The organism is Planomonospora parontospora (genome assembly GCA_014647935.1).
GTDB lineage: Bacteria > Actinomycetota > Actinomycetes > Streptosporangiales > Streptosporangiaceae > Planomonospora > Planomonospora parontospora.
Genome location: BMQD01000002.1, coordinates 431,355 through 454,610 on the forward strand (window position 1 = coordinate 431,355; position 23,256 = coordinate 454,610).

The window sequence follows — 23,256 nt, forward strand, 5'->3', positions numbered from 1 at the left end:
GCCGCCGGTCGACCAGCGGCTCCGGCCGCGGCCCCCGCCTCCCGGGGCGCGGACCGCGGCCGGAGGTTCAGACTTCGAGCTTCTCCTCGATGCCGCGCAGGTTGTGCCGGGCCAGCGCCAGGTTGGCGCGGCCGCGATCGAGCGCGAGGTAGAGGAAGAGGCCCTTGCCGCCCCGGCCGGTGATCGGCCGGATGATGTGGTACTGGTCGGTGAGGGTGATGAGGATGTCCTCGATGGTGGCCTTGAGGCCCAGCGACTCCATCGTCCGCAGCTTGGCCTTGACGACCTCGGTGTTGCCCGCCGCCGCGACCTGGAGGTCGAGGTCCTTGGAACCCCCGAGCGCGCCCAGGGCCATCCCGCTGTTGTAGTCCACGACCACCGCGCCGACGGCGCCGTCGATCGCCATCATCTCCTTGAGGGACACGTCCATGCTGGCCATTGGTCTCTCCGATCACTGAGTTGTCGAGTCACTGTGTTGTCGAGGGTCTGGTCGTTGCCGACATGCGTTCGCCGATGGCGGCCAGGTTCGCCGCCGTCCTGCGGCCCTCCAGTCGCAGCAGCCCGAGGTTGGTGCCCGGGCGGGCCGTGACCGCGAGGACGATCTTGGGGCCGGCGGCGTAGAAGGCCGCGTAGCCGTTGGTGCCGGAGATCAGGGTCTCCTCCAGGGCGCCCTTGCCGATGAGGCCGGTCATCCGGCGGCTGAGGGCCAGCAGGGCGGAGGAGAGCGCGCCGGTCTGCTCGACGCTGCCGGCCATGTCACCGGCGATCACCAGGCCGTCCACGCTGCACGCGACGCTGCCGTCCACGTCGGGCATGCGCCGGCGCAGCAGGACCATCTCCCGGTACACCTCGTCACGCAGTTCCACGGGCATCCTCCTTCCGATCAGCTTCAGCGTCCGCAGCCTCAGGGTCAGCGGCACGAGACCGACCTCATGCGAGCGCCTCCAATGCGTTCCTCAGCCGGATGAGCAGGTTCACGTCGGTGGGGTCCCCCGTGGCGGCGGGGAGCCACTCCGGGGACGGCCGGGGCCGGACCGCTTCGGCCCCGGCCTCCGGGGCGATCCCGGCCTCCGGGGCGATCCCGGCCTCCGGGGCGGTCCCGGCGCGGGCGGCGGCGCCGGCCCGCCGGGGGAGGACCCCGGACGGAGCGGACGCCCCGGGTGGAGCGGGCGCTCCGGGCACCGGAGCCTCGGGCGGCGGGCCGGACGGGACGCGGGACCGGGTCTCCGGAGGCGCCCCGGCCGGCGCCTCCGGAGACGTCTTCGGGGATGTCCTCGGCGGGGCCTCCGGCGGTTCTCCGGGAGGGGCCTCCGGCGGCGGCTCCGGTCGGCGCAGCAGCCCCGCCGCGCCGAGCTGCCGTACGGCCAGCAGCACCGAGTAGGCGGGACGGCCCAGCTTGCGGGCCAGGTCGGCGGGGGTCGCCGAGGAGTCCGCGCCGACCAGGACCTCCCACTGGAGGGAGGTGAGCATGACCTGCTGGGCGGGGATGCGCGCCAGCGGGACGACGGGAAGGGTGTCCAGCTCGGCGGATGGCCAGGCCTGGTCCAACTGTGCCCTCCTTCGCCCGTGCTCCCGGAGCAGTCCGGTCACGTCGAAATACCACTGGGGTCCGAGCCAGTGCCGGTCCTCCGGGCGGAACCGCATCCGGACGCCGGTGGCGTCGAACAGGAAGAACGCGGCGTCGAGCACCGCGCCCAGCACGCAGAACTCCAGCTCGCCCCGGGTGAGCAGGCCCCGGTCGACCAGCAGGCCGCCGCCCGGCCGCTGCTCCGACGCGGCCTGCCTGGCCTGCCGTACGGCGTGCGCGGAGATCCGGCCGCCGGCGACGAGCAGGTCCTCGGCCCGGGGGCAGCAGGCGCTCTCGGCGTAGGTGACCCGGCCGCCGGTGAGGTAGAACACCCCGGCCTTCCCCAGGCGCAGGGCGCCGGTCGCCCGGTCGTCGGCGAGTCCGCGCAGGACGCTCTCGGCGGTCGGCATGGCTCACGTCGTTATGAGCCGGCCGGAAAGCGCCTGGAGCCGGTGGCGGGCCAGGGCCAGATTCGAACGGCCGGGATCGAGTCGGACATATATCACTAATGGGCCATCGAAAACTGTTTCCAGAGGTTTCAGTAAATGATGCCCATCGTCCGCGGTAATGATCATTTCATTGACGCGGACCGTGCCGGTGGGGGAGGTCGCGGCGAGTCCGTCCAGGGTCGCCTGGAGGGTCCCGCTGAGGCCGGCCGCGGACTTCTCCGCGTCCAGGTGGCGGCTGCCGCCGCCGGTCGCCACGGCCATCCCGCTGGTCTGGTCGATCAGGATCGCGTCCAGCGCGCCGGGGATGGCCATCACCTCGGTCAGGCACTCTTCGATTCCGAGCACTCGAACTCCCTCGCCGACGGCTGCGGAAAACGTCGCCCGGCCAGAGTAGGGAATTCCCGAGAGAGTTATGTGTCCTAATAAAAAATGAGATGTGGGGAGGAGGAAGTTTCATCCACCGGGTAGAAGGAAGCGCACTCCATGTGCAACACCGTCTACTGGCCTTCGGAGATAAGTGCCTTCTCGTCCGGCTTGAAAATAAGAATATTCTTCACATAAGACTGCACTGCGGTCTGCAGTCCGACGTCGCCCCCGGCCTCCTGGGACATGTACCAGCGGTGGTCGAGCACCTCGTGGAAGAGCTGGGCGGGCTCCAGCTTGCGCCGCATCTCCTCCGGGACGGCCTCGACCGTCGGCTGGAACACCTCGGCCAGCCAGCGGTGGGCCACGATCGCCTCGTCCTCGTGGCGCAGGCCGTACGAGACGCGGAAGGAGTCGAGGTCGTTGAGCAGCCGCCGGGCCTGGTTCTCCTCCACGTCCAGGCCGGTGAGGCGGAGCAGCCTGCGCTGGTGGTGGCCGGCGTCCACGACCTTGGGCCGGACGATCAACCGGCCGGTGCCCGCCTTGCGGCGGACCATCATCTCGGCGACGTCGAAGCCGAGGGAGTTCAGCCGGCGGATCCGCTGGTCGATCATGTGCCAGTCGACCTCCTCGATGATCTCGTCGGAGGTGAGCTCGCCCCAGAGCGCGTGGTAGCGCGAGCAGACCGAGTCGGCCACCTCCTCCGGGTCGATGGAGGGGTGGAGCAGGCCGCCGGCCTCCAGGTCGAGCATCTCGCCGTAGAGGTTGGTGTGCGCGACGTCGATGTCGTGCCGGCGCTGCCCCTCGCTGATCATTGGGTGGAGCTCGCCGGTCTCGGCGTCGACCAGGTAGGCGGCGAAGGAGCCTGCGTCCCTGCGGAAGAGCACGTTCGACAGCGAGCAGTCGCCCCAGTAGAAGCCGTTCAGGTGGAGCCGGACGAGCAGGACCGCCAGGGCGTCCAGGAGCCGGTTGAGGGTGTCGGGCCGGATGGTCCCCGACATGACGGCCCGGTAGGGCAGGGAGAACTGCAGGTGCTGGGTGATCAGCGCGGAGTCCAGCGGCTCGCCGTCGGCGCCGGTCCGGCCGGTGACGTACGCCACCGGCTCCACCGCGGGGGTGTCCAGCCGGTGCAGATCCCACAGCAGGCGGTACTCCCGCCTGGCGTAGTGCTCGCTGATCTCCTTGATCGCGTAGACCCGGCCGGAGAGCCGGGCGAAGCGCACCACGTGCCGGGAGATGCCGCGCGGCAGCGAGACCAGGCGGTGCTCCGGCCACTTCTCCAGGGGCACGTCCCAGGGCAGGCGGAGCAGGTCCGGGTCGCTGGGGGAGCCGGTCAGCTGGAGGGGCATCGTCAGTCCTCGCGGGTGGGGAACGTCGGGGGGTTGAAGGCGCGGTGGGCCACGGCCGCGAGCTGTTCGCCGGTGAGCACCCGGGGCTCGCCGACCGCCCTGGCGCGGACGTAGACCTCGCAGAGCCACTCCAGCAGCCGGGTCGCCTCGAAGGCGCCCGCCAGGTCGTCGCCGAGGGTGACGCCGCCGTGGGAGGCCAGCAGCGCGGCCCTCCTGCCGCCCTCCAGGGCGGCGCGGACGTTCGCGGCCAGCTCCGGGGTGCCGTAGGTGGCGTACTCGGCGACCCGGACCGGTCCGCCGAGCAGGAGCACGGTGTAGTGGATCGGCGGCAGCTCCGTCATGGTGGCGGCGACCACGGCGCCGAAAACGGAGTGGGTGTGCACCACGGCCCCGGCGTCGCCGCTCGCGTAGACCGCCAGGTGCATCGGCGTCTCGGAGGAGGGCCGCAGCGCGCCCTCGACCAGGTGGCCCGCCACGTCGACGACCGGGCAGGCCTCGGGCTCCAGCCGGTCCAGGGGGACCCCGCTCGGCGTGACCGCGACCAGGTCCCCGGCGCGCACGCTCAGGTTGCCGGCGGTCCCGACGACCAGTCCGGTCTCGGCGGCCCGGCGGCCGTACTCGCACAGCAGGCGGCGTTGCTCGGCCAGCAGCATGACCATAAACGTACGGCTTTGCGGTAATAAGGGGCAAACCGCAACTTACTCCGTCATGCGGAAGACGCGCCCGCGACGCGACGGCCTTCTGGGCCTGGGAACGGGCGTGGCGTGATTCGGCGTCCCGCCTCCGATGTGATCTCCTGGGGCGATGGACCTGCTTGACGACTCCGCCGTGCAGCGGCGGCTGGCCGAGGTGCCCGAGTGGCGGCGCGAGGGCGACGAGATCCGCCGGAAGGTGACCGCCCCCGACTTCCCAACCGCGATCCGCATCGTCGACGAGATCGCGGTCGAGGCCGAGAAGATGAACCACCACCCCGACATCGACATCCGCTGGCGCACCCTGCACCTGGCCCTGACCACTCATGACGCCGGCGGCCTGACCGAGAACGACTTCGCGCTGGCCGCCCGCATCGACGGGATCGCCGCCGCCCACGGGGCCTGACGGCCGTTCGGCCCTCCCGGCCGTCCGCTCCTCCCGTGCTGCGGTGCCCGCCGTGCGATGCGGGCCCGCCGTACGGCGTGGGCGCGCCGGGAGAGGAGTGGGAGCTCCATCAGGCGAACACCCTGCGTGCCCGGACGGTCACTCGTTAGAGTGGGGCGTCCTTCCCGCCGGGCCGAGGAGATGCCGATGCGCCGCCTGCCGTGGATTCTCACCGCCGTCACCCTGCTGGCCGCGGCGTGCGGCGGGCAGAGTGGCCCGGAGGGCAGGGCCCGGCCGGCCGTGCACGACGTGACCCCGGGGGGGACCGTGCTCTCCGGTGGCGGCACGTTCGGCGCGCCCGCCCCGCGGGCCACCGCGATCGCCTACGACAGGGCGCTGGTGCCGCCGGGGGCGTGGGCCCGCGTGACGGCGGAGTCCGGGGCGGTGCTGTCCACGGCGAAGGTCGAGGTCCGCGGCTTCCTGCCCGGCCGGACGTACGGCGTGCACCTGCACGTGAACCCGTGCGGCGCCGACCCCGACGACGCCGGGCCGCACTACCGCGACGGCCACCACTCCCACGCCAGCGCCGCCAGCGAGGTCTGGCTCGACTTCACCACCGACCGGCGGGGCGCGGCCAGCGCGACGGCGAAGCAGGACTGGGCGTTCGCCCCGGGCCGGCCACCCCGCTCGCTGGTCGTCCACGCCGAGCCGACCAGGACGGCCGGGGCCGACGCGGGCTCCGCCGGGCCCCGGGTCGCCTGCGTCACGCTCGCGGCGAGCTGAGACGGGCTCCGCCGGACCCCGGGCCGACCGCGTCACGCTCGCCGCGAGCCGGGACGGGCGCCGGCGCGGCGCCGGGCGGCGCACCGGGACGGGCACCGGTTCGCGCCTTCCTCGGGGGAGGGCACGAACCGGTGCCACCGGTGCCCGCCGTCCGGGTCAGCCCCTGGCGAGCAGCGCGAACGCGCCGCGGCTGAGCGAGATGAGCTCGGGGGCGACCTTGGCCTCGTCGAGCGGCTTCCTGCGGTCGTTCGCCAGCGGGACGACGACGTAGGTCCGCCCGGCGGCCGTGCGGGCGGCGTAGGCCAGGTCGAACACACCGAGCTCGGAGCCGCCCTTGGCCCAGACGACGGGCCACTTCGCGGGGTCCAGCCCGATCCCGATGTCGCTGGCCGAGAGCGCCCCGTGCAGCGGCTCGCTGTACAGCTTCGCCAGCCCGCTGAAGGCACGGCACACGTCCTTCGGCGAGCCGAACCACTCCAGCGTGTGGGTCTCGCGGGGCGCGGTCCACACCTTGATGTCGGTGAGCTTCAGCCCGGCGACGACGTTCTCCAGGTACGCGCGCCTGCCCTGGGCGTCCCGCGCGAGGTAGGCCCTGGCGTGCTTCGGGTAGTCGACGCCCTTGAGCAGGAACGACTCCTTGGTGGTCAGGAAGGGGATGTTGCCCTTCGGGTGGTCGGACCACTGGCGCACCTTGGCCTCGACGGCCTTGCGGCCGGCGGTGTGGATGAGCATGTCGGTGGCGGTGTTGTCGCTGATCGAGATCATCAGCTCGGCCGCCTCGCGGACCGTGACGGTGCTGTTGTCCGGCCGCTCGAACAGGCCGCCCTCGCTCGGGCTCTTCCACTCCGGCCTGATGGTGAGCTCGGTGTCCCAGCTCAGCTTCCCGTCCCTGATCTTCTCGGCCACCGCGCCGAGCACGTAGAGCTTGAAGATCGAGCCCAGCGGCCGGGCCTTGCCCGCGGCCAGGCCGTGCACGGTCCGGCACCGGCCCCGGGAGTCGATCTCCGCGGCGAGGAAGCCCACCTCGGGGGCGGCCTTGCGCAGCCGGGCGTCGAGCTCGGCCCAGCTCTTCGGGGCGGCCGGGATCGGCGGCTGCGGGGCCCCCACCCCGAGCCTGTCGATCTTCCCCTGCGCGTTCACCCGGAGCTGGAGCGTGACCTCCTCCTTGCCGATCCTCCCCGTCCCGGTCAGCGCGGTGGGCGTGACCTCGGTGAGCTTCTCCAGCGTGAGCCCGCGCACGTCCGCGAGGAAGGCGTTGAACTTCTCGACGGTCAGCTCCGCCAGGAAGGCGGCCTCGACGTGCCCGGCCAGCTCGCTCCCGGAGAGCGGCGCCCGGTCCGGCGCGCCCAGGAACCAGCGGAGCTGCCGGCCGGCCGGGCTGTCGGGGATCTCCGGGGCGGCGGTGACCGCGGAGGCGGTGATCTGAGCGACATGAGTGAACTGGATGGTCTGAGCGTCGTGAGTGACCTGAGCGGCCTGCGCGACCGGCGCGGCCTGCGCCGCCTGCCCGCCGGTGAGCGCGATCACCGGGACGGCCGCGGCGGCCAGGGCCGCCGCCAGGAGGCGGGTCGGTCGGGACAGCGGTCGCATGGGGACTCCTCGTCGTCGTGGTTCCGGCCGCCCCTCCGGCGGCCTCGGTCCGAACCTAGGGAGCGGCGCGGCGGCGCAGTACCCGGCAGTCCCCCGTCCTCCGGGGTGCGGCAAACTGCACCCGGTGTGCGGACAACCTCATGGACGGCGGGCCCGGTGGAGGGCCACGCTGCGTTCCATGGCATCCACCAGGGCCCGTCTGCTGTCCGGCGCGGCGGCCGGCGCAGCCTCGGCCGGGATCGTCGCGGGCGCGGTCATGGAGACCGGCCTGCCCGTCCCGTTCACCCAGTGGGTGTTCATCGCGGCGTGCCTGTCGCTGCCCGCCCTCGGCCTGCTCATCGCGCGGCGCCGCCCGGACAACGTGTACGGCTGGCTGCTGCTGGCCACCGCCGGCTGCCTGGGGCTCGGGGCGTCCGGATACGGCCTCCTGCTGCGCGGAGGCCCGGGACCGGCGGCCGCCGCCGGCGTCCTGATGCTCTCGTTCTTCCCCCTCTTCTACGGTCTGAGCTGGGTCTTCATCCCGCTGCTCTTCCCCGACGGGCGGCTGCCCTCGCGGCGCTGGCGGGCGGGTGCCCGGATCGCCGCGGCGGTGATCGCCGTCTACTGGCTGGGCATCCTGCTGAGCCCGGACGAGGTCTACGTGTCCTTCTTCTCCGGGGGCAACCCGTTCGACCTCGGCGGGACGGCCGGCCTGGTCGCAGGGGCCGCGGGCGGGCTGGGGCAGCTGGCGACCTTCCTGGCCGCGCTCGCGGTGCTGGCCTCGCTCGTCCTGCGCTGCCTGCGGAGCCCGGCGGCCGAGCGCCGCCCGCTGCGCTGGATGATCGCCGGGACGGTCGCCAACCTCGGCGGGTACGTCCTGACGGGGGTCTTCGCCGAGAAGGGCCAGGAGGCCGCGGGCTGGTTCGGCGCCCTCACCATCATGGCCGCCATGCCCGCCGTGATCGCGGCGGCGGTGTTCCGGCACAACCTGCTCGACGTCCGGGTGGGGATCCGGGGGTCGCGGCTCTTTCTCGTCTTCGACCTGCGGCCCACGGTGGACGAGCTGCTGACCGAGATCGGCCCGGGGCTGGAGGACGCCGACCCGGTCGAGCAGCTCGAACGGCTGGCGGGAGCCGTACGGGCCGGGCTGGAGGTCCGGTGGGCGGCCGTCGCGCTGGCCGACGGCACGCGGGTGGTCGCGGGGGAGGAGGACGGCGAGGCGGTGCTCACCGTGCCGGCCGGGCTGGGGCACATCGCCTGCGGACCGAAGACCGCCGGGCCCGTCACGGCCGAGGACCGGCGGCTGCTGGGGGCGCTGGCCGTACCGGTCGGGCTGGCGATCCGGAGCGCGGCGCTGGCCGCCCGGCTGGTCGACGCCGAGGAGGCGGGGCGGCGGCGGATCGAACGGGACATCCACGACGGCGCGCAGCAGCAGCTCGTCGCGCTCATCGCGGGCCTGGAGCTGGCCAGGGCCACCGGAGGGGAACCCGAGCTGCTGGCGCTGCTGCGGGAGCAGGCGCGCCAGGCCCTCGCCGACCTGCGGGAGCTGGCGGCGGGCATCCACCCGTCCGCGCTGAGCCAGGGCGGGCTGGCCGAGGCGGTCGAGGAGCGCTGCTCGCGCCTGCCGGTGGCGACCACCGTGACCGCCGCCCCCGAACTGCGGGCCCGGCGCTTCCCCGACCAGGTCGAGGGCGCGATGTACTTCACGGTGAGCGAGGCGGTGGCCAACGCGCTCAAGCACGCCGACGCCACCCGGATCGAGGTACGGCTGGCGCACGCCGCGGGGCGGCTCCAGGCCGTGGTGGCCGACGACGGGAGGGGCTTCGACCCGGCGGTGACCGGCCGGCGGGGGCTCGGGCCGCTGGCCGACCGGCTGCGGGCGCTCGGCGGGAGCCTGGAGGTGTCCAGTGCGCCGGGGGAGGGCACCCGGGTGCGAGCCTGGGTGCCGGTGCCGGTGCCGGTGCCGGTGTACCGTTCTGTGCCTGAGTTCGGGTCCGGACCTGGGTCCGGGTCCGGGGCGGGGCCCGCGCTCGGACCCGGGGACAGGCGCGGGGACAGGCTCGGGCCGTCGTCAGCCGAAGACGGCGGGCGGGGGGACGGGGACGACCACCGGGTCGCCGTCGTTCAGCGGCGGGGCCCCGGCGACGAAGCGGGTCAGCTCCTCCCCGTGCAGGCAGCGGGCCTGGGTGAGGCCGCCCGCGGCCCGGCGGGTCAGCCCGGCCAGGGGGAGGGCGGCGGGTGAGGCGGCGGCGATGAGGTTGCCGAACCGGCGGCCGCGCAGCACGCCGGGCTCGGCCAGCATCGCCACGTGGCGGAAGGTCCCGCCGATCGTCGCGAGCACCCGCCGGGCGAAGGCCAGTCCCTTGCCGTCGGCGATGTTGACCAGCAGCGTCCCGGACGGGCGCAGCACGCGGGCCACCTCGCCCATGTACTCGGAGGTGGCCAGGTCGAGCGGCATCATGGCGCCGCTGAAGGCGTCCAGCACGAGCAGGTCGGCCGAGCCGTCGGCGAGCCCGGCGGTGGCGCTGCGGCCGTCGAGGATCTTCACCTTGAGCCGGGGCACGGACTTCAGGCGGAGCTGGTCGCGGACGAGCTGGACCAGGCCGCCGTCGGGCTCGGCTACGAGCTGCCGGGATCCCGGGCGGGTCGCCGCGACGTAGCGGGGCAGGGTGCAGGCGCAGCCGCCGACGTGCACGGCGTCCAGCGGCCCCTCGTCCAGCAGGTCGATCACCAGGGCCATCAGCTGGACGTACTCGAAATCGAGGTAGGTGGGGTCGTCCAGGTCGACGTAGGACTGGGGGACACCGCCGGAGGAGACGACCCAGCCCGAGGGCCTGTCGAGGTCGCGCAGCAGGTCGACCTCCCCGAAGGTCACCGGGTAACGGCCCGGCATCGGCCCCTGTGCTTCCCGCCTGGACATCCCTTTGATCCTCTTTCCTCTGATATACACCGGGTGGAGACTCTTCTGGGAGAAACCGTATGCGCACCCGGCCGCTCCTCGCTCTCGTCACCGTCGTGCTCGTCATCATCTGCGGGGGTGTCTACGCGCTCACGCGGCCCCTGCCGTCCGCCGGGAGCCAGGAGCGGCGCCCGGCGAGCGCGGAGGAGGTGGCCAGGGCCTATCTGGCGGCCTGGGAGGGCGGCGACCTGGCCGCGATGGAACGGCTCGCGGGCGGCGCCCCGGCGGACCTCGTCGAGCGGCACCGGGCCTTCGCCGAGGAACTGGGCGTCGAGTCGCTGACCGTCACCCCGGGGGCGATCAGGCTCCGGGGCGACCGGGCGGCCGAGCTGCCGTTCGAGGGGGTCCGCGAGGTCGAGGACCTCGGCGAGTGGCCGTTCGCCTCGACGCTGAGGCTCGCCCGCGAGGACGGGGAGTGGAAGGTGGCCTGGGCGCCGGAGACCCTCCACCCGGCGCTCGCCGGCGGCGGGCGGGTGCGGATCAGGGAGATCCCGGCGCCGCAGGCCCGGCTGGTGACCTCCTCGGGCGCCCGCTTCCCGCGCGACAGCGGGGCGGAGGACTACCTCGCGGAGCTGCGGGAGGGCCTCCTCGGCGAGGCCGCCGGAGAGGCCGCGGAGGACGGGGAGGACGGGGAGGACGCGGAGGACGGGGAGGCCGCGGGTCTCGTGCTGGAGGCGGTGGAGCCCGGCGGCGGTGTCCGGCGGCTCCTGGGGTCCGAGCCGCCGCCCGCCGAGGACGTGCGCACCACGTTCTCCCGCCGGGTCCAGGCGGCGGCGGCCCGGGCGCTGGACGGCGTCGGCCGTCCCGCCGCGATCGTCGCGGTCGCGTCCGGCACCGGCGAGGTCCTCGCGGTCGCCGACCGGCTGGGCGGCCGGAAGGCGTTCTTCGGCCTGTATCCGCCGGGCTCGACGTTCAAGGTGGTCACCGGCGCGGCGCTGCTGTCGGCCGGGCTCACCCCGGACTCGCCGGTGTCCTGCCCGGACTCCTACTCGCCCCCGGGCGGGTACCCGTTCCGCAACGCCTCGTCCGTCACCGCGCTCGGCGAGACCACGCTGATCCGCGCCTTCGCCGTCTCCTGCAACACCGCCTTCGCCGAGCGGGCGGTGACCGGCCTGCAGGACGGCGGCCTGGTGCGGGCCGCCGAGCTGTTCGGGTTCAACCGGCCCCTTCCCGGGGTCCCGGGCCGGTGCGGCTCGATCCGGGCGCACACGACAGGCGACGAGCTGGCCGCCGACTCCTTCGGGCAGAACTCGGTGGAGGCCAGCCCGCTCTGCATGGCACTGGCCGCCGCCGCGGTGGAGAGCGGGCACTGGCACTCCCCGACCATGACGCGGCGGCGGGGCGAGGAGGAGGACCGCCCGCTCCCGCCGGGCGTCGCCGAGGGACTGCGCACGATGATGCGGGCGGCGGTGACGGAGGGGAGCGCCTCGGGCGTGCCGTTGCCGGAGGGCACGGCGGGCAAGACGGGCACCGCCGAGGCGGCCACCGGGGAGCACGCCTGGTTCGTCGGCTACCGGGACGGGGTGGCCTTCGCGGTGTTCGTGGAGAACGGCGGGAGCGGGGCGGGGACGGCCCTGCCCGTCGCGGCCCGTTTCCTACGGGCCCTGTAGGGGAGGAGATGTAGGGCGGATCACAACCTACGTAGGCGTAAGTTACGATACCGTAGGTTCATGACCACGACCGCTTCTGAGAAGACGTCGCTCCCGGAGTCGATCAAGCCGAGGCTCCGCGGATGGCTGCACGCCGGGGCGCTGCCCGTCACGCTCGTCGCCGGTTTCGTCCTGGTGGCACTGGGGCCGACCCTGCAGGCGCGGCTCGCCGCCGTGATCTACGCGATCACCTCGGGCCTGCTGTTCGGCATCTCGGCGACGTACCACCGCGGCACGCTCTCACCGCGCCTGGAAGAGGTGCTGCGCAGGCTCGACCACGCCAACATCTATCTGATCATCGCGGGCACCTACACCCCGTTCGCGCTGCTCGCGCTGGACGGCTCCGCCCGCGTGGTGGTCCTGTCCGTGGTCTGGGCCGGCGCGATCGCGGGCGTGCTGTTCCGGGTGCTGTGGACCCACGCGCCCCGCTGGCTGTCCACGGCCCTCTACATCGCCCTCGGCTGGACGGCCGTCTTCGTGCTGCCCCAGCTCGCGGAGGGCGCGGGCGTGGCCGCGGTGGCGCTGATCTTCGTCGGCGGAGTCCTCTACACCGCCGGCGGCGTCGTGTACGGCCTGCGCCGCCCCGACCCCTCGCCCCGCTGGTTCGGGTTCCACGAGGTCTTCCACGCCTTCACCCTCGCCGCCTACCTGGTGCAGTACATCGCGGTCTCCCTGGTGGTCTACGGAGCGTCCTGAGCCGTGCGAGGTGCGGGGACGGGAAGGGTGAGGGTGACGTGGATGCCTCCGTGCTCCTCGTTCTCCATCCGCGCGACGCCCCCGTGCCACCGGACGATCTTCGAGGTGATGGACAGGCCGATGCCCAGACCGGCGATGGCCTGCTCCTCGGCGTTCGAGGCGCGGTAGAAGTCCTCGAAGACGTACTCCAGGTCCTCCACCCCGACGGCGATCCCGGTGTCGCGGATCTCCAGTGTGGGCACGGGGTCGCGGCTGACGGCGACGTCGATGGAGCCGCCGGGCGGGGTGAACTTGATCGCGTTGCTCAGCACGTGCCGCAGGGCGTGCTCCAGGCGTCCGGCGTCGACCCGCACCTGCGCCCCGGCGGGAGCGTGCAGGCGCAGGGAGTGCTCCCTGTCCTCGGCCTCCCGGGAGACGGCGTCGACCGCGCGCCGGGCGATGTCGGCCAGGTCCGCGCGCGCAGGGGTGAACGCGGCGGTCCCGGCGTTGAGGCTGGCCAGCAGCAGCAACTCGTCCAGCAGGTCCATCAGGTGCGTGGTGTTGCGCTCGACGACCTGCAGGACCTGTCCCGGGTGAGCTCGTCCAGTCCGTCGTCCTCCTCCAGCAGGTGCAGGTAGCTGCGGATCGAGGTCATCGGGGTGCGCAGCTCGTGGTTGATCGTGCGCAGGAACTGCGCCTTGAGTTCCTGCACCTCGCGCAGGCTCCGGGTGACCCGCTCGGACTCCCGGGCGCGGCTCCGCAACTCCAGCAGCATGGTGGCGTTGGCCGCCAGGACGCGCAGGACCTGGTGCTGCTCGGGCGTCAACCGGCGCGGCCGGTGGTCGAACAGGCAGACGGTGCCGAGAACGTGGCCCCGGCTGCTGAGCATCGGCACGCCGACGTAGTAGCGCACGTGCGGCTCGCCGACGACCAGGGGGTCCTCCTGGAAGCGCGGGTCGGTCAGCGCGTCGGTCACCTCCAGCAGCTCGCGTTCGAAGACGGTGTACGGGCAGAATCCGCTGTCACGGCCCACGCCGCTCAGCGTGATGCCCGCACGGCCCTTGAAGTACTGCCACTCCCCGCCCACCAGGTTCACCAGCGCGATGGGGACCCCGCAGATGCGCGCGGCCAGCGTGGCGATGGCCTGGAGTTCGGGTTCGAGGGCGGGGTTCAGCACCTGCAGGTCGTCCATCTCCCGCAGCCGCTCGGCCTCGTCGGCCGGTATCGGTGTCTCCGGCATCCGCAACGCGTCCAAAGTCTTCCGGCGACTCGCTTCGAGGTCGTCCGTTCCGAGTCGCGCTGATCCGTGCTCGTCGGCGCTCATCCGTGCCCGAGCATCCGTACCCACCTGTCCATGCCCAGGTCGCACCGGGTCTACCGGCGGGGAACGCCGTCTCGACGTGCGCGGGCTCGGCCTGCGGTCCGAACAGGGCGCCGAGCCGGTTCACCGTCTCGGGGACGATCCAGTAGTGGACCCGGGTGCCGCGCCGCTCGCAGTCGATCAGCCCCGCCGTACGGAGGACCTCCAGTCGGCCGGGGCGTGTCCGCGGGGCGGTACGGCGCCGCCGCGGCCTAGGATTCCGGCCATGACGAGCATCCGGGAGCTGGCCGCCGAGCCGTACGTCTCCGTGACGACCTACCGCAGGAACGGCGCGGCGGTCGCCACGCCGGTCTGGGCGGCTCCCGACGGTGAGGCCCTGGTGATCTGGACGCCGGTCTCGGCGGGCAAGGTCAAGCGGATCCGCAACAACCCGGAGGTCGCGGTCAGGGCGTGCGACGTGCGGGGGAACGCGCGGGGCGAAGAGGTCGGGGGCCGGGCGGAGATCATGTCCGCCGAGGAGACCGAGCGGGTGCGAGGTCTGCTGACGCGGAAGTACGGTCTGCAGGCCCGGCTGGTCATCCTCGGCAGCAGGCTCCGCAGGGGGAGCGCGGGCACCGTGGGCATCCGCATCACCCCCGCCGGCTGAGCCGCGCCCGTCCGGCTCCGTGTCCGGCCTGCCGCGTTCCGGAGCGGAGGGAGGCCTTCCGGGCCCGGCAGGTCCTCCGGCGGCGGGTCCGGACGTCCCGGCAGGTCCTCCGGAGGTGGTCAGCCCGCGGCCAGGCCGAGGCGGCGGGAGGCGAGCTCGGCGTAGAGGGCGGCGCCGTCGGTCAGGACCCCGTCGTCGAAGCGGGCCTCGGGGGAGTGGTTGTAGGCGGCCCTGCGCGGGTCGAGGCCGGGCGGGCACGCGCCGAGGGCCACGAACGCCGACGGGACCCGGTCGCACACGTAGGAGAAGTCCTCCGCGCCGGTGAACGGCTGCGGCGCCCGGATGAACCGCTCCTCGCCGTAGACCTCGCGGACGGTCTCGCCGACGAAGTCGGCCTCGGCGCCGTCGTTGACCGTGACCGGGTAGCCCATCTCGAAGTCGGTCTCCACCTCGAGCCCGTGCGCCGCGGCGATGCCTCCGACGAGGGCGACCGCCCGCTCCCGGACCCGCTCGTGGGAGGCGGCGGAGAACGACCGGATCGTCGCCTCGAACCTGGCCTCCTCGGGGATCACGTTGTCGACCGTGCCCGCGTGGAAGGAGCCGACGGTGACCACCACCGGGTCGAACACGTCGAAGCCCCGCGTCACCATCGACTGGAGCGCCAGGACCATCTCGCACGCGGCGGGAATCGGGTCCTTGGCCAGGTGCGGCGCCGAGCCGTGCCCTCCGGCGCCGCGCACGGTCACGACGAGCCGGTCGGCGGCCGCCATGATCGGTCCGGTCCTGGTGAGGAAGAGGCCGTTCGGGAGCACCGAGCTGATCACGTGCAGGGCGTAGGCGGCGACCGGCCACTCGCCGGACGCGTCGAGCACGCCCTCATCGATCATGATCTTCGCGCCCCGGTGCCCCTCCTCGCCCGGCTGGAACATGAAGACCACGTTCCCGGCGAGCCGGTCGCGCCGGGCCGAGAGCAGGTGGGCGGCCCCGGCGAGCATGGTGGTGTGCAGGTCGTGGCCGCAGGCGTGCATCCGCCCGTCCAGCCGGGAGACCTCCTCCGCGCCGCCGCGCTCGGAGACCGGCAGGGCGTCCATGTCGCCGCGGAGCAGCACGGTGGGGCCGGGCCGGTCGCCCCGGAGGACCGCGGTGACCGAGCTCAGCCCCTCGCCGAGCCGTACCTCCAGGGGGAGGCCCGACAGCGCGGTCAGCACCTTCTCCTGGGTCCGGGGCAGGTCGAGGCCGAGCTCGGGCTCCCGGTGCAGGGCGTGGCGGAGACGGACCAGTTCGTCCCGCATGTCGACGGCGGATTCGCGAAGGGACACCGGGCACTCCTCCTGGACGGACGGGCTCTCCGAGGGAACCATAACCCGGCGCCCCGGGCGGAGGTGAGGTCCTCCCCGCCGGGGTCGCGGAGGTCGCCGGTGTCACCTGACGGTCACCGCATAATCTTCACAAATATCGGGGATATTACGTAATATCTTCAAGTAAGAGGATCAATGCGGGGGAATCATCTGTCCAGCTCACCGTGGAGGGGACATGGACGTGCACGGCCGCCTCGCTCGCCACCTGCTCGTGGACGGCTACCGGCTGGTTCTCGATCTCGAACGGAGCCGCGGATCCCGGCTCGTCGACGCCCGGACCGGCCGCTCCTACCTGGACTTCTACACCTTCTTCGCGTCCGCGCCGCTCGGCGTGAACCCGTTCGGCGACGATCCGGAGTTCCTCGCGCTGCTCGGCCGGGTCGCCGCGAACAAACCCGCCAACTCCGACCTCTACACCGCCCACCTCGCCGACTTCGCCGAGACCTTCACCCGCGTGCTCGGCGACCCCGAACTACCCCACCTGTTCTTCGTCGAGGGCGGCGCGCTGGCCGTGGAGAACGCGCTGAAGTGCGCCTTCGACTGGAAGTCGCGGCACAACGAGGCGAACGGCCGGCCCGCCGGACTCGGCACGAAGGTGCTCCACCTCACCCGGGCCTTCCACGGCCGCAGCGGCTACACCCTCTCGCTGACCAACACCGACCCGGTCAAGACCGACCGGTTCCCGACGTTCGGCTGGCCCCGCATCGACGTGCCCGCCGTTCACTTCGGCGACGTCGAGGCCGCCGAGGAGCGGGCGCTGGCACAGGCTCGGGCCGCGTTCGAACGGCACCCGCACGACATCGCCTGCTTCATCGCCGAGCCGATCCAGGGCGAGGGCGGCGACAACCACATGCGCGCCGAGTTCCTCCAGGCGATGGAACGGCTCTGCCACGCCCACGACGCGCTGTTCGTCCTGGACGAGGTGCAGACCGGGGGCGGCACCACCGGCACCCCCTGGGCCTACCAGCAGCTCGGCCTGCGCCCCGACGTGGTCGCCTTCGCCAAGAAGGTCCAGGTCGGAGGGGTGATGGCGGGCCGCAGGGTGGACCTCGTGCCGGACAACGTGTTCCGGGTCAGCGGCCGGATCAACTCCACCTGGGGCGGCGGGCTGGTGGACATGGTCCGCTCCCGCCGCATCCTGGAGATCGTCGAGCGTGACGGCCTGATCCCGCGCGCCGGAGAGCTGGGAGAGGAACTCCTGGCGATGCTCCTGAAGATCCAGGCGAAGTTCCCCGAGCGGGTCGGGAACGCCCGGGGACGGGGCCTGATGTGCGCCTTCGACCTGCCCTCGGGAGCGGACCGGGACCGGGCGGTGGCCCGTCTGCGGGAGGACGAGGGGGTGCTCGTGCTGCCCTGCGGCGAGCGGTCGGTACGGCTCCGCCCCGCCCTCTCGGTGACCAGGGAGGAACTCCAGGAGGGCGCGGCCGCCATCGCCCGGGTCCTGGACCCGGTCCGCTAGCCGCCCGCCTCGGCCCGTCGGTACGGCCCCCGCCCTCCACCCGGGCGGCCCGGTCCGTCTCCGGAGCGGCGGCGAGGCTACCTGGGCGGGTCCTCTCCGGGTTCACGGCGGGACGGTGCGCCGGGAGCCTTCCGTCCCCGCCAGAGGCCGATCGCGGTCACCCGCGAGTCCGCGCCGAGCTTGGCGTAGATCCGGTTCACGTGGTTCTTGACGGTCTTCTCGCTGAGGAACAGGTGACGGGCGATCTGGCCGTTGGAGTGACCGTCCGCGATCAGCTCCATGACCTCGGCCTCGCGCCTGCTCAAGCCCGTCACGACTCCGGGTTCGGCGTTGAACCTTGCATCGTCGACTCTCATCCCGCCTCCGCGGAAGCAACACGGTCAGGTCGCCGAGGCCCCCGGTCTTACGGCGCAGCAGTAGCAGCGAGCATAACCCGTGATGTCCCTCTTTGGTGGGGAAGTTGAATCCTTGGGGGAAATGCAGAACGGCCGGTCCCGAAGGACCGGCCGTTCACCTGGGGTGAGCGAGGGGACTTGAACCCCCGGCATCCAGGACCACAACCTGGCGCTCTGCCAACTGAGCTACGCCCACCATGTCCGTCGCCTCGCGGCGGCAGCACATGAAAAGTGTAGCGGTCTTTGGGAGTCGTCACGCACCCTGTTTTACGGCGACGCCGCGCGCCGCGGCTCGGGGGCCGGTAACCGCCGTCTTCCCTCGTCGCTCATCCGCTGCGCTCCTTCGCTCCTCGGTCCAGACGCCGGAGCCCCTCGCGGGTTTCACGGCGACGCTGCGCGCCGCGGCTCAGGCGGAGGCGGAGGGCGGGGTGGAGACGCTCTCGGCGAGTCCGCGGGCGGTGGCGGAGTCGGGCCCGGGCTGGGGCACGAAGACCGCCGCGCGGTAGTAGCGGAGCTCGCGGATGCTCTCGACGATGTCGGCCAGCGCCCGATGGCCGCCCTGCTTCTCCGGGGAGGCGAAGTAGACCCGCGGGTACCACCGCCGGGCGAGCTCCTTCACCGAGGAGACGTCGATCATCCGGTAGTGCAGGAAGGCGTCCACCAGGGGCATGTCCCGCGCGATGAAGGATCTGTCCGTGGCGATGGAGTTGCCGCACAGCGGTGCCTTCTTCGGCTCCGGCACGTGGCCCTTGATGTAGTCGAGGACGAGCGCCTCGGCCTCGGCCAGCGTGACACCCCCGCCCAGCACGTCCAGCAGGCCCGAGGCGGTGTGCATCTCCCGCACCACCTCCGACATCTGCTCCAGCGACTCGGGCGGGGGCTTGATGACCACGTCGACGCCCTCGTCCAGCTGGTTGAGCTCGCCGTCGGTGACCACGCAGGCCACCTCGACGAGGGCGTCACGGCCGAGGTCGAGCCCGGTCATCTCACAGTCGATCCAGACCAGCAGGTCACTCATAACCTTCAGCGTAGTGCCCCCGGGTCAGGAGAGTTCGAGCGACTTGAGCACCCGGTCGGTCACCGAGGTGTCGAGGTTGTCCGGGATGGACATGTACAGCAGCGCGGGGCGCTTGCCCTCCCCCCGGTCCACGAGCACGAGGGTGGCCCGCTCCTTCTTCCACTTCCACCCGTTCTTCTCCGAGAGCTCGGTGAAGTCCAGGTCGAACGAGACCAGCCAGGCGTCCCTGCCGCTGACCTTGATGGCCTTGCGATCGACGGGCTCGCGCCGGTGCTCGGGGCTGTAGAAGATCGGCTCCAGCCCCAGCATGATCTGCGCCGTGACGGAGTCCATGCTCTTCGGCCCGTCGTAGGCGTACCGGGCGGGAAGTTCCGCGCTGTAAATGGTGCCGAGCCAGCTGTGGCCCTGGCCGTCGTAGTTCTCGTGGGACGTGGTCTCCACCGCGCTGGTCCAGGTGAAGCCGAGCGCCCCCGAGGGGTTTCCGGTGGGCACCTGCCACCTGTCGCCGGGGAATTCGTAGGACAGACCGGTCACAGGGTCGGTGATGCGCCCGTTCTCCGGCTGGGGCATGTCGCCGGAAGGACTCTCCTGGGTCGGCGAGGGCTCGGGCGTCGACTCGGGAGTGGGCTCCTGCGTCACGGTCGGCACGGGCGGGGGGGTGAAGCCGCTCGCGGTAGGCCTGCCGTCCGCATCGATCAGGAACATGGCGGCGACCACGATTCCGATGATCAGGACGACCACCCCGCCGCCGCCGAGGATCCAGGGCCACGGGCTCTTCCCGCCCGGCTGCGGTCCGGGAGGCGCGCCGTAAGGACCGCCGGGCCCGCCGTAGGGTCCGGCCGCCGGTGCGACGGGTCCTCCGCCGTAGGGTGCGGCGGGTCCCCCATAGGGCCCGGCCGGGGCGGGCGCGCCGTACGGTGCGGCGGGAGCGGGTGCGCCGTAGGGCCCGGCCGGGGCGGGCGCGCCGTAGGGTGCGGCGGGCGCCGGTCCTCCGTACGGTGCGGCGGGCGCCGGTCCTCCGTACGGTGCGGCGGGCGCCGCGCCCTCCTGCTCCGCGGGGGGCATCCGGAGGGTGTCATCGGGGGTGGCGCTCCACTGGGGCTGCTCCATCTGAACCGTCATGCCGCTCTGCGCCGCCCCTTCCTGGGACGGGCCCGCCGCCGGATGTCCCTGGGCTCCCGGCTGTCCCTGACTGGGTCCCTGCGGCGCCGAGGGCCCGGCCTGCCCGGCGGGCGGCGAGTCGAGCGGGTGCGTGGCGTCGGTCCACTGGCTGCCGTCCCACCACCGCAGCTGCGGTGAACCGTAGGGATCGGGATACCAGCCGGCGGGGGTCTGCGTGGTCATAGTGGTCAGAGTAGTAAGAATCCGGTATGCAGTGCATTGTGGACCTTGCGATGCTTCGTCAGCATCTGTAGGTGATGCTCGCCTTGTCGGAGATCTTCGCGCCGTCCGGAACCGGCGAGACGACCTCCAGGGTGGCCGTTCCCCTGAAGTTCCCCTTGCCCTTCACGCGCCAGTGCATGGGAACCACGTATTCGGTCTTCCCGGCCGCCACCCGCTGGGCCTGCTCGATCGGCTCGTCCTTCTTGTCGCTCTGCCTCCACCGGTAGCGGACCTCTCCCGGGGAGCCGTTCGTGGTGAGCACGCCCCGGATGGTGATGGTCTCGCCGCACCGCTGCGTCTGCTTCGGCGCCAGCACCTCCACCCCGGTCACCGCCAGGGGAACGGACGGGCCCCGCAGCAGCCAGACCACCACAGCTCCCGCGACCATCAGCGCGAGGACCGCCGCGGAGAGCGCCGTACGGTATCGCCGGGCGGGGGGCCGGGACGGCCGGGGCGCCCGCTCCCCGCCGGAGCCGAGCACGGTGGCCTGCCCGCTCCTTCCCTCCCGCCAGATCTGCGCGGCGGCCGTCTCCGACGGCACTCCGGGACCGAACCGCACGGCGGCTCCGGTACGGCCGCCGCCCTCCGGGACCTGGAGCAGTGTGACGGCCTCCTCCTCGTCGCGGCCGGCCGGGAGCGGGACCGGAGCAGGAGCCGGGTGCGCCGCCCGGGTGGGCTCGTCGTGCACGGACCACCGGTGCGCGGTCTCCGTCAGCCGGTCGCGGGCGGGGAACCCCGAGGGGAGCAGGTCGCGACCGGCGAGCAGGGCGTCGCGGGCCGCCGCGAGGCCGTGGGTGGTGGCGGTCACCGCGACCCGCTCGAACAATCCGGCCGCCCGGGGGGCGTCCACGGCCCAGTTCGCCGCCAGACCGCGGGCGAGCGAGGCCCAGGCCGCGACGTCCCTGTCCGGGACGGAGGGCCGCCCGTGCAGGGCGTCGGCCAGGCCGCGCTCGGCCAGCAGCACCGATCCGCCCGGGGCGATCACCACGGTGCCGGGATGCACCGCGCCGTGGGCCAGCCCCGCGGTGTGGACGGCCAGCAGTGTCTGCGCGGTCTCCGCCAGTACGGTGGCCGCCTCGCTCGCGCCGGGCCGCGGACCGCCGGGCGGCCGGGTCAGCAGATCGGTCACGGTCGGACTGACCGGTTCCCCGGTGAGCAGCCAGATCTCGTCCCGCGCGGTGATCAGATCGGTGACCGGGACCAGCCCCGTCAGGCCGCCCTGGAGGAGCCTGCGGTCGGCGACCACGGCCGCGACCAGCCGGTCCCGTGCCGCCGGGTCGGTGAACGGCCGGGCGTCGAACCTGAGCGCGCTCGCCGGCCGGCCGCCCGGGGCCACCGCCGAGTACCACGTCCCCAGTTCGCCGATCCACGTCCGGCCGGTCAGCCGGTGTCCGGCGAGTTCCATCTGCCCGTCGCTCAAGATCGTTTCCGTTCCGCCGTCGTCTCCGCTGCCGTCCCGTTCTCCCACCGCCCCCCCATCAGTGTGGACGGAACGCACGGCACCCGTCACCGGTCCCGGGACGGGTGCCGTGCGACGGGGCACGGGACGGTCAGCGCGGCGTCTCTAGCACGACGGGCGAGGCGGTGACCGGGGCGGAACCGCCCTCGCTGGGCGTCGACTCCGAGGAGGCCGAGGGCGCGGTGGAGGGGGCGGAGGTCCGGGGCGGTGCGGTCGTCGCCGGCGGTGGCGGCGGCGCGGACCGCGTCCGCGTCGGCCTGTCGGCGGAGACGGATTCCGGTCCGCCGGGCTCGGAGCCCTCGTCCTGCTCCTCCTCGGCGGGGGCGGCCGGTTTCGTCGTCGCCGGTGCGGGCTTCCTGGTGGGCGTCGCGGAGGGGGTGCGGCTGGGCGCGGCCGAGGAGGGGGCGGCGGGGGCGGTGCTGGGCGCGGCCGACGGAGGAGCGGTGGTCCCGGCCGGAGCGGGGGTCGGCGTCGCCTCGGGCCCGTCCTCCGGTTCCTCCGGCTCCGCCGGCTCGTCGGGCTCCTCGTCCTCCGGGGACTCGACGGGGTCGGACGGGGGATCGCTCGGAGCGGTGACCGAGCTCTGCGACTGCAGCACGGGGTCGTCCCCGGAGCCGACCAGCACGACGGCCACCCCGGTGATCACCGCGATGCACGCGACGCCGATCGCGATCTTGACGCCCAGTCTGCCGAGCAGGGACTCGTCACCGCCGCCGAGGTCGGTCTCCGCCAGGGAGGTGCCGGTCTCCGGGGTCTCCGGCTGGTCGGGGAACAGGCTCGCCAGCAGCCCCGCGAGCCCGGACAGGCGCCGGCGCCCGCGCTCCTGCCAGTCCGGCCCGTAGGCGTCGGCGGCGACCGCCTCCAACTCGGTGACGAAGGCGGCGGCGGTCGGCGGCCGGTCGGCGGGGTTCTTGGCCAGGCCGCGTTCCACCAGCCCCTGCAGGGCGGGCGGGACCTCGTCCACGGGAGGCTCGAGGGTCTGGTGCTGCCGGGCCAGCGCGGCGACGGTCTGCGCGCGGAAGGGCCGGGCGCCCGTCAGGCACTCGAAGAACACCACGGTGGCGGCGTAGACGTCGGTGGCGGGCGAGGCGGGCGCGCCGCCCCACTGCTCGGGCGCCATGTACGGCGGCGTGCCCGCGGGCGCGCCGCCGTCGCCGGTGGGGAGCGCGATGCCGAAGTCGACCAGCTTGCTCGTCCCGCCGGCGTCGACCATGACGTTCTCGGGCTTGAAGTCGCGGTGCACGATCCCCGCCCGGTGCGCGGCGGCGAGGCCCAGCAGCGAGCCCCTGAGCACCACGAGCGCGGCCTCGGGACCGGTCGGTCCCTCGGAGCGGAGGATGGCGCGCAGGGACACGCCGTCCACGAGCTCCATGACGATGGCCGCGCCCTCGCTGGTCTCCACGTAGTCGTACAGCCGGACGGCGTGCGAGCCGTTCAGCCGGTGGAGCAGCCGCGCCTCGTGCCGGAAGCGCGCGGCGAAGCCCGCGTCGCCGCGGAGCTCGTCGGACAGATACTTGATCGCGACCAGCGTGCCCTCGGCGTCGTGCCGGGCCATCACCACGCGCCCGGCGGCGCCGGCGCCCAGCTCGCGGATCTCCGTGTAACCAGGGACACGCCAAGCCGATGGCATGCCGTACATAACGGTCTCCTCCGTTGCCGGGACCCCCACCCGTAAAAGAACGGACCGTAGCTTAGCCATCAAACAGCGCACTGCGCTGATAAATCACGAATTCATCTCATAAGAGTGGAGTGACCGGCGGTCATACGAGCCGGCCGG

The 23,256-nt window shown here is 73.2% G+C and carries 22 protein-coding genes, 1 tRNA gene and 1 pseudogene; 7 read left to right on the plus strand and 17 right to left on the minus strand.

The window, feature by feature from the left end; all coding sequences use genetic code 11:
* Positions 1-67: 67 nt before the first annotated feature.
* The 6 genes from IEZ07_RS05030 to IEZ07_RS05055 form a co-directional block, all read right to left on the minus strand.
* A complete protein-coding gene (locus IEZ07_RS05030; RefSeq protein WP_189237785.1) occupies positions 68-439 on the minus strand; it encodes a hypothetical protein in 372 nt (123 codons plus the stop codon).
* A gap of 28 nt (positions 440-467) precedes the next feature.
* The gene (locus tag IEZ07_RS05035) at positions 468-866 is read right to left on the minus strand and encodes a roadblock/LC7 domain-containing protein (RefSeq protein WP_084009027.1); all 399 of its coding nucleotides are present in this window, start codon (positions 864-866) and stop codon (positions 468-470) included.
* A gap of 64 nt (positions 867-930) precedes the next feature.
* A complete protein-coding gene (locus IEZ07_RS05040; RefSeq protein WP_191893687.1) occupies positions 931-1,977 on the minus strand; it encodes a DUF4388 domain-containing protein in 1,047 nt (348 codons plus the stop codon).
* A gap of 3 nt (positions 1,978-1,980) precedes the next feature.
* On the minus strand, positions 1,981-2,361 hold the full coding sequence (locus IEZ07_RS05045) for a roadblock/LC7 domain-containing protein (protein ID WP_084009003.1): 381 nt from the start codon (positions 2,359-2,361) through the stop codon (positions 1,981-1,983).
* Between the two features lie 152 nt (positions 2,362-2,513).
* On the minus strand, positions 2,514-3,728 hold the full coding sequence (locus IEZ07_RS05050) for a DUF4032 domain-containing protein (RefSeq protein WP_191893688.1): 1,215 nt from the start codon (positions 3,726-3,728) through the stop codon (positions 2,514-2,516).
* Positions 3,729-3,730: 2 nt separating this feature from the next.
* Positions 3,731-4,381: a class II aldolase/adducin family protein gene (locus IEZ07_RS05055; RefSeq protein ID WP_191893689.1), complete on the minus strand. Its 651-nt coding sequence runs from the start codon at positions 4,379-4,381 to the stop codon at positions 3,731-3,733.
* A 151-nt stretch (positions 4,382-4,532) separates the two neighbouring features.
* On the opposite strand from IEZ07_RS05055, the gene IEZ07_RS05060 reads away from it, so the two are divergent.
* The gene (locus IEZ07_RS05060) at positions 4,533-4,826 is read left to right on the plus strand and encodes a 4a-hydroxytetrahydrobiopterin dehydratase (RefSeq protein WP_068903344.1); all 294 of its coding nucleotides are present in this window, start codon (positions 4,533-4,535) and stop codon (positions 4,824-4,826) included.
* A 186-nt stretch (positions 4,827-5,012) separates the two neighbouring features.
* Positions 5,013-5,588 (plus strand): superoxide dismutase family protein, encoded by a 576-nt coding sequence (locus IEZ07_RS05065; RefSeq protein WP_191893690.1) that lies wholly within the window; start codon positions 5,013-5,015, stop codon positions 5,586-5,588.
* Positions 5,589-5,744: 156 nt separating this feature from the next.
* Here the strand turns inward: IEZ07_RS05065 and IEZ07_RS05070 are convergent, their stop codons facing one another.
* A complete protein-coding gene (locus IEZ07_RS05070; RefSeq protein ID WP_191893691.1) occupies positions 5,745-7,178 on the minus strand; it encodes a serine hydrolase in 1,434 nt (477 codons plus the stop codon).
* Between the two features lie 928 nt (positions 7,179-8,106).
* Here IEZ07_RS05070 and IEZ07_RS35450 point away from each other — a divergent pair.
* Positions 8,107-9,099 (plus strand): annotated as a pseudogene (locus IEZ07_RS35450) (sensor histidine kinase); the annotation flags it as partial.
* A gap of 129 nt (positions 9,100-9,228) precedes the next feature.
* Here IEZ07_RS35450 and IEZ07_RS35455 read toward each other — a convergent pair.
* On the minus strand, positions 9,229-10,077 hold the full coding sequence (locus IEZ07_RS35455) for a spermidine synthase (RefSeq protein WP_239319385.1): 849 nt from the start codon (positions 10,075-10,077) through the stop codon (positions 9,229-9,231).
* 59 nt (positions 10,078-10,136) lie between these two features.
* Here IEZ07_RS35455 and IEZ07_RS05080 point away from each other — a divergent pair, with 59 nt between their 5' ends.
* Both IEZ07_RS05080 and trhA read left to right on the plus strand, forming a co-directional pair.
* Positions 10,137-11,726 carry a penicillin-binding transpeptidase domain-containing protein gene (locus tag IEZ07_RS05080; protein ID WP_191893693.1) on the plus strand — a complete coding sequence of 530 codons (1,590 nt, stop codon included), beginning with the start codon at positions 10,137-10,139 and terminating at the stop codon, positions 11,724-11,726.
* A gap of 60 nt (positions 11,727-11,786) precedes the next feature.
* Complete coding sequence (trhA, locus tag IEZ07_RS05085; protein ID WP_191893694.1) at positions 11,787-12,461, plus strand: PAQR family membrane homeostasis protein TrhA; 675 nt, start codon at positions 11,787-11,789, stop codon at positions 12,459-12,461.
* On the opposite strand, the gene IEZ07_RS05090 is transcribed toward trhA, so the two are convergent.
* Entirely contained in the window at positions 12,446-12,988 is a 543-nt protein-coding gene (locus tag IEZ07_RS05090; protein ID WP_191893695.1) for a sensor histidine kinase, read from the minus strand. The two genes, trhA and IEZ07_RS05090, sit on opposite strands and share 16 nt — an antisense overlap.
* The gene (locus tag IEZ07_RS05095; protein WP_191893696.1) at positions 12,988-13,680 is read right to left on the minus strand and encodes a sensor histidine kinase; all 693 of its coding nucleotides are present in this window, start codon (positions 13,678-13,680) and stop codon (positions 12,988-12,990) included. The genes IEZ07_RS05090 and IEZ07_RS05095 overlap by 1 nt, the downstream gene beginning before the upstream one ends.
* A gap of 346 nt (positions 13,681-14,026) precedes the next feature.
* Between IEZ07_RS05095 and IEZ07_RS05100 the strand changes: the two genes are divergently transcribed.
* Positions 14,027-14,407, plus strand: coding sequence for a PPOX class F420-dependent oxidoreductase (locus IEZ07_RS05100; RefSeq protein ID WP_191893697.1), 381 nt, complete (start codon positions 14,027-14,029; stop codon positions 14,405-14,407).
* Between the two features lie 119 nt (positions 14,408-14,526).
* Here the strand turns inward: IEZ07_RS05100 and IEZ07_RS05105 are convergent, their stop codons facing one another.
* A complete protein-coding gene (locus IEZ07_RS05105; RefSeq protein WP_191893698.1) occupies positions 14,527-15,726 on the minus strand; it encodes a M20 metallopeptidase family protein in 1,200 nt (399 codons plus the stop codon).
* A gap of 214 nt (positions 15,727-15,940) precedes the next feature.
* Between IEZ07_RS05105 and lat the strand changes: the two genes are divergently transcribed.
* Positions 15,941-17,224, plus strand: coding sequence for an L-lysine 6-transaminase (gene lat, locus IEZ07_RS05110; protein WP_191893699.1), 1,284 nt, complete (start codon positions 15,941-15,943; stop codon positions 17,222-17,224).
* Positions 17,225-17,301: 77 nt separating this feature from the next.
* On the opposite strand, the gene IEZ07_RS05115 is transcribed toward lat, so the two are convergent.
* The 6 genes from IEZ07_RS05115 to IEZ07_RS05140 form a co-directional block, all read right to left on the minus strand.
* Positions 17,302-17,580, minus strand: coding sequence for a helix-turn-helix domain-containing protein (locus IEZ07_RS05115; protein ID WP_068903357.1), 279 nt, complete (start codon positions 17,578-17,580; stop codon positions 17,302-17,304).
* Positions 17,581-17,739: 159 nt separating this feature from the next.
* A tRNA-His gene (locus IEZ07_RS05120) sits at positions 17,740-17,815 on the minus strand.
* 210 nt (positions 17,816-18,025) lie between these two features.
* Positions 18,026-18,637, minus strand: coding sequence for an oligoribonuclease (orn, locus tag IEZ07_RS05125; protein WP_191893700.1), 612 nt, complete (start codon positions 18,635-18,637; stop codon positions 18,026-18,028).
* Between the two features lie 24 nt (positions 18,638-18,661).
* Entirely contained in the window at positions 18,662-19,981 is a 1,320-nt protein-coding gene (locus IEZ07_RS35460; protein WP_204054237.1) for a DUF2510 domain-containing protein, read from the minus strand.
* A 58-nt stretch (positions 19,982-20,039) separates the two neighbouring features.
* On the minus strand, positions 20,040-21,440 hold the full coding sequence (locus tag IEZ07_RS05135) for a protein kinase family protein (protein ID WP_191893701.1): 1,401 nt from the start codon (positions 21,438-21,440) through the stop codon (positions 20,040-20,042).
* Positions 21,441-21,570: 130 nt separating this feature from the next.
* Positions 21,571-23,118: a serine/threonine-protein kinase gene (locus tag IEZ07_RS05140; RefSeq protein WP_191893702.1), complete on the minus strand. Its 1,548-nt coding sequence runs from the start codon at positions 23,116-23,118 to the stop codon at positions 21,571-21,573.
* Positions 23,119-23,256 lie beyond the last annotated feature (138 nt).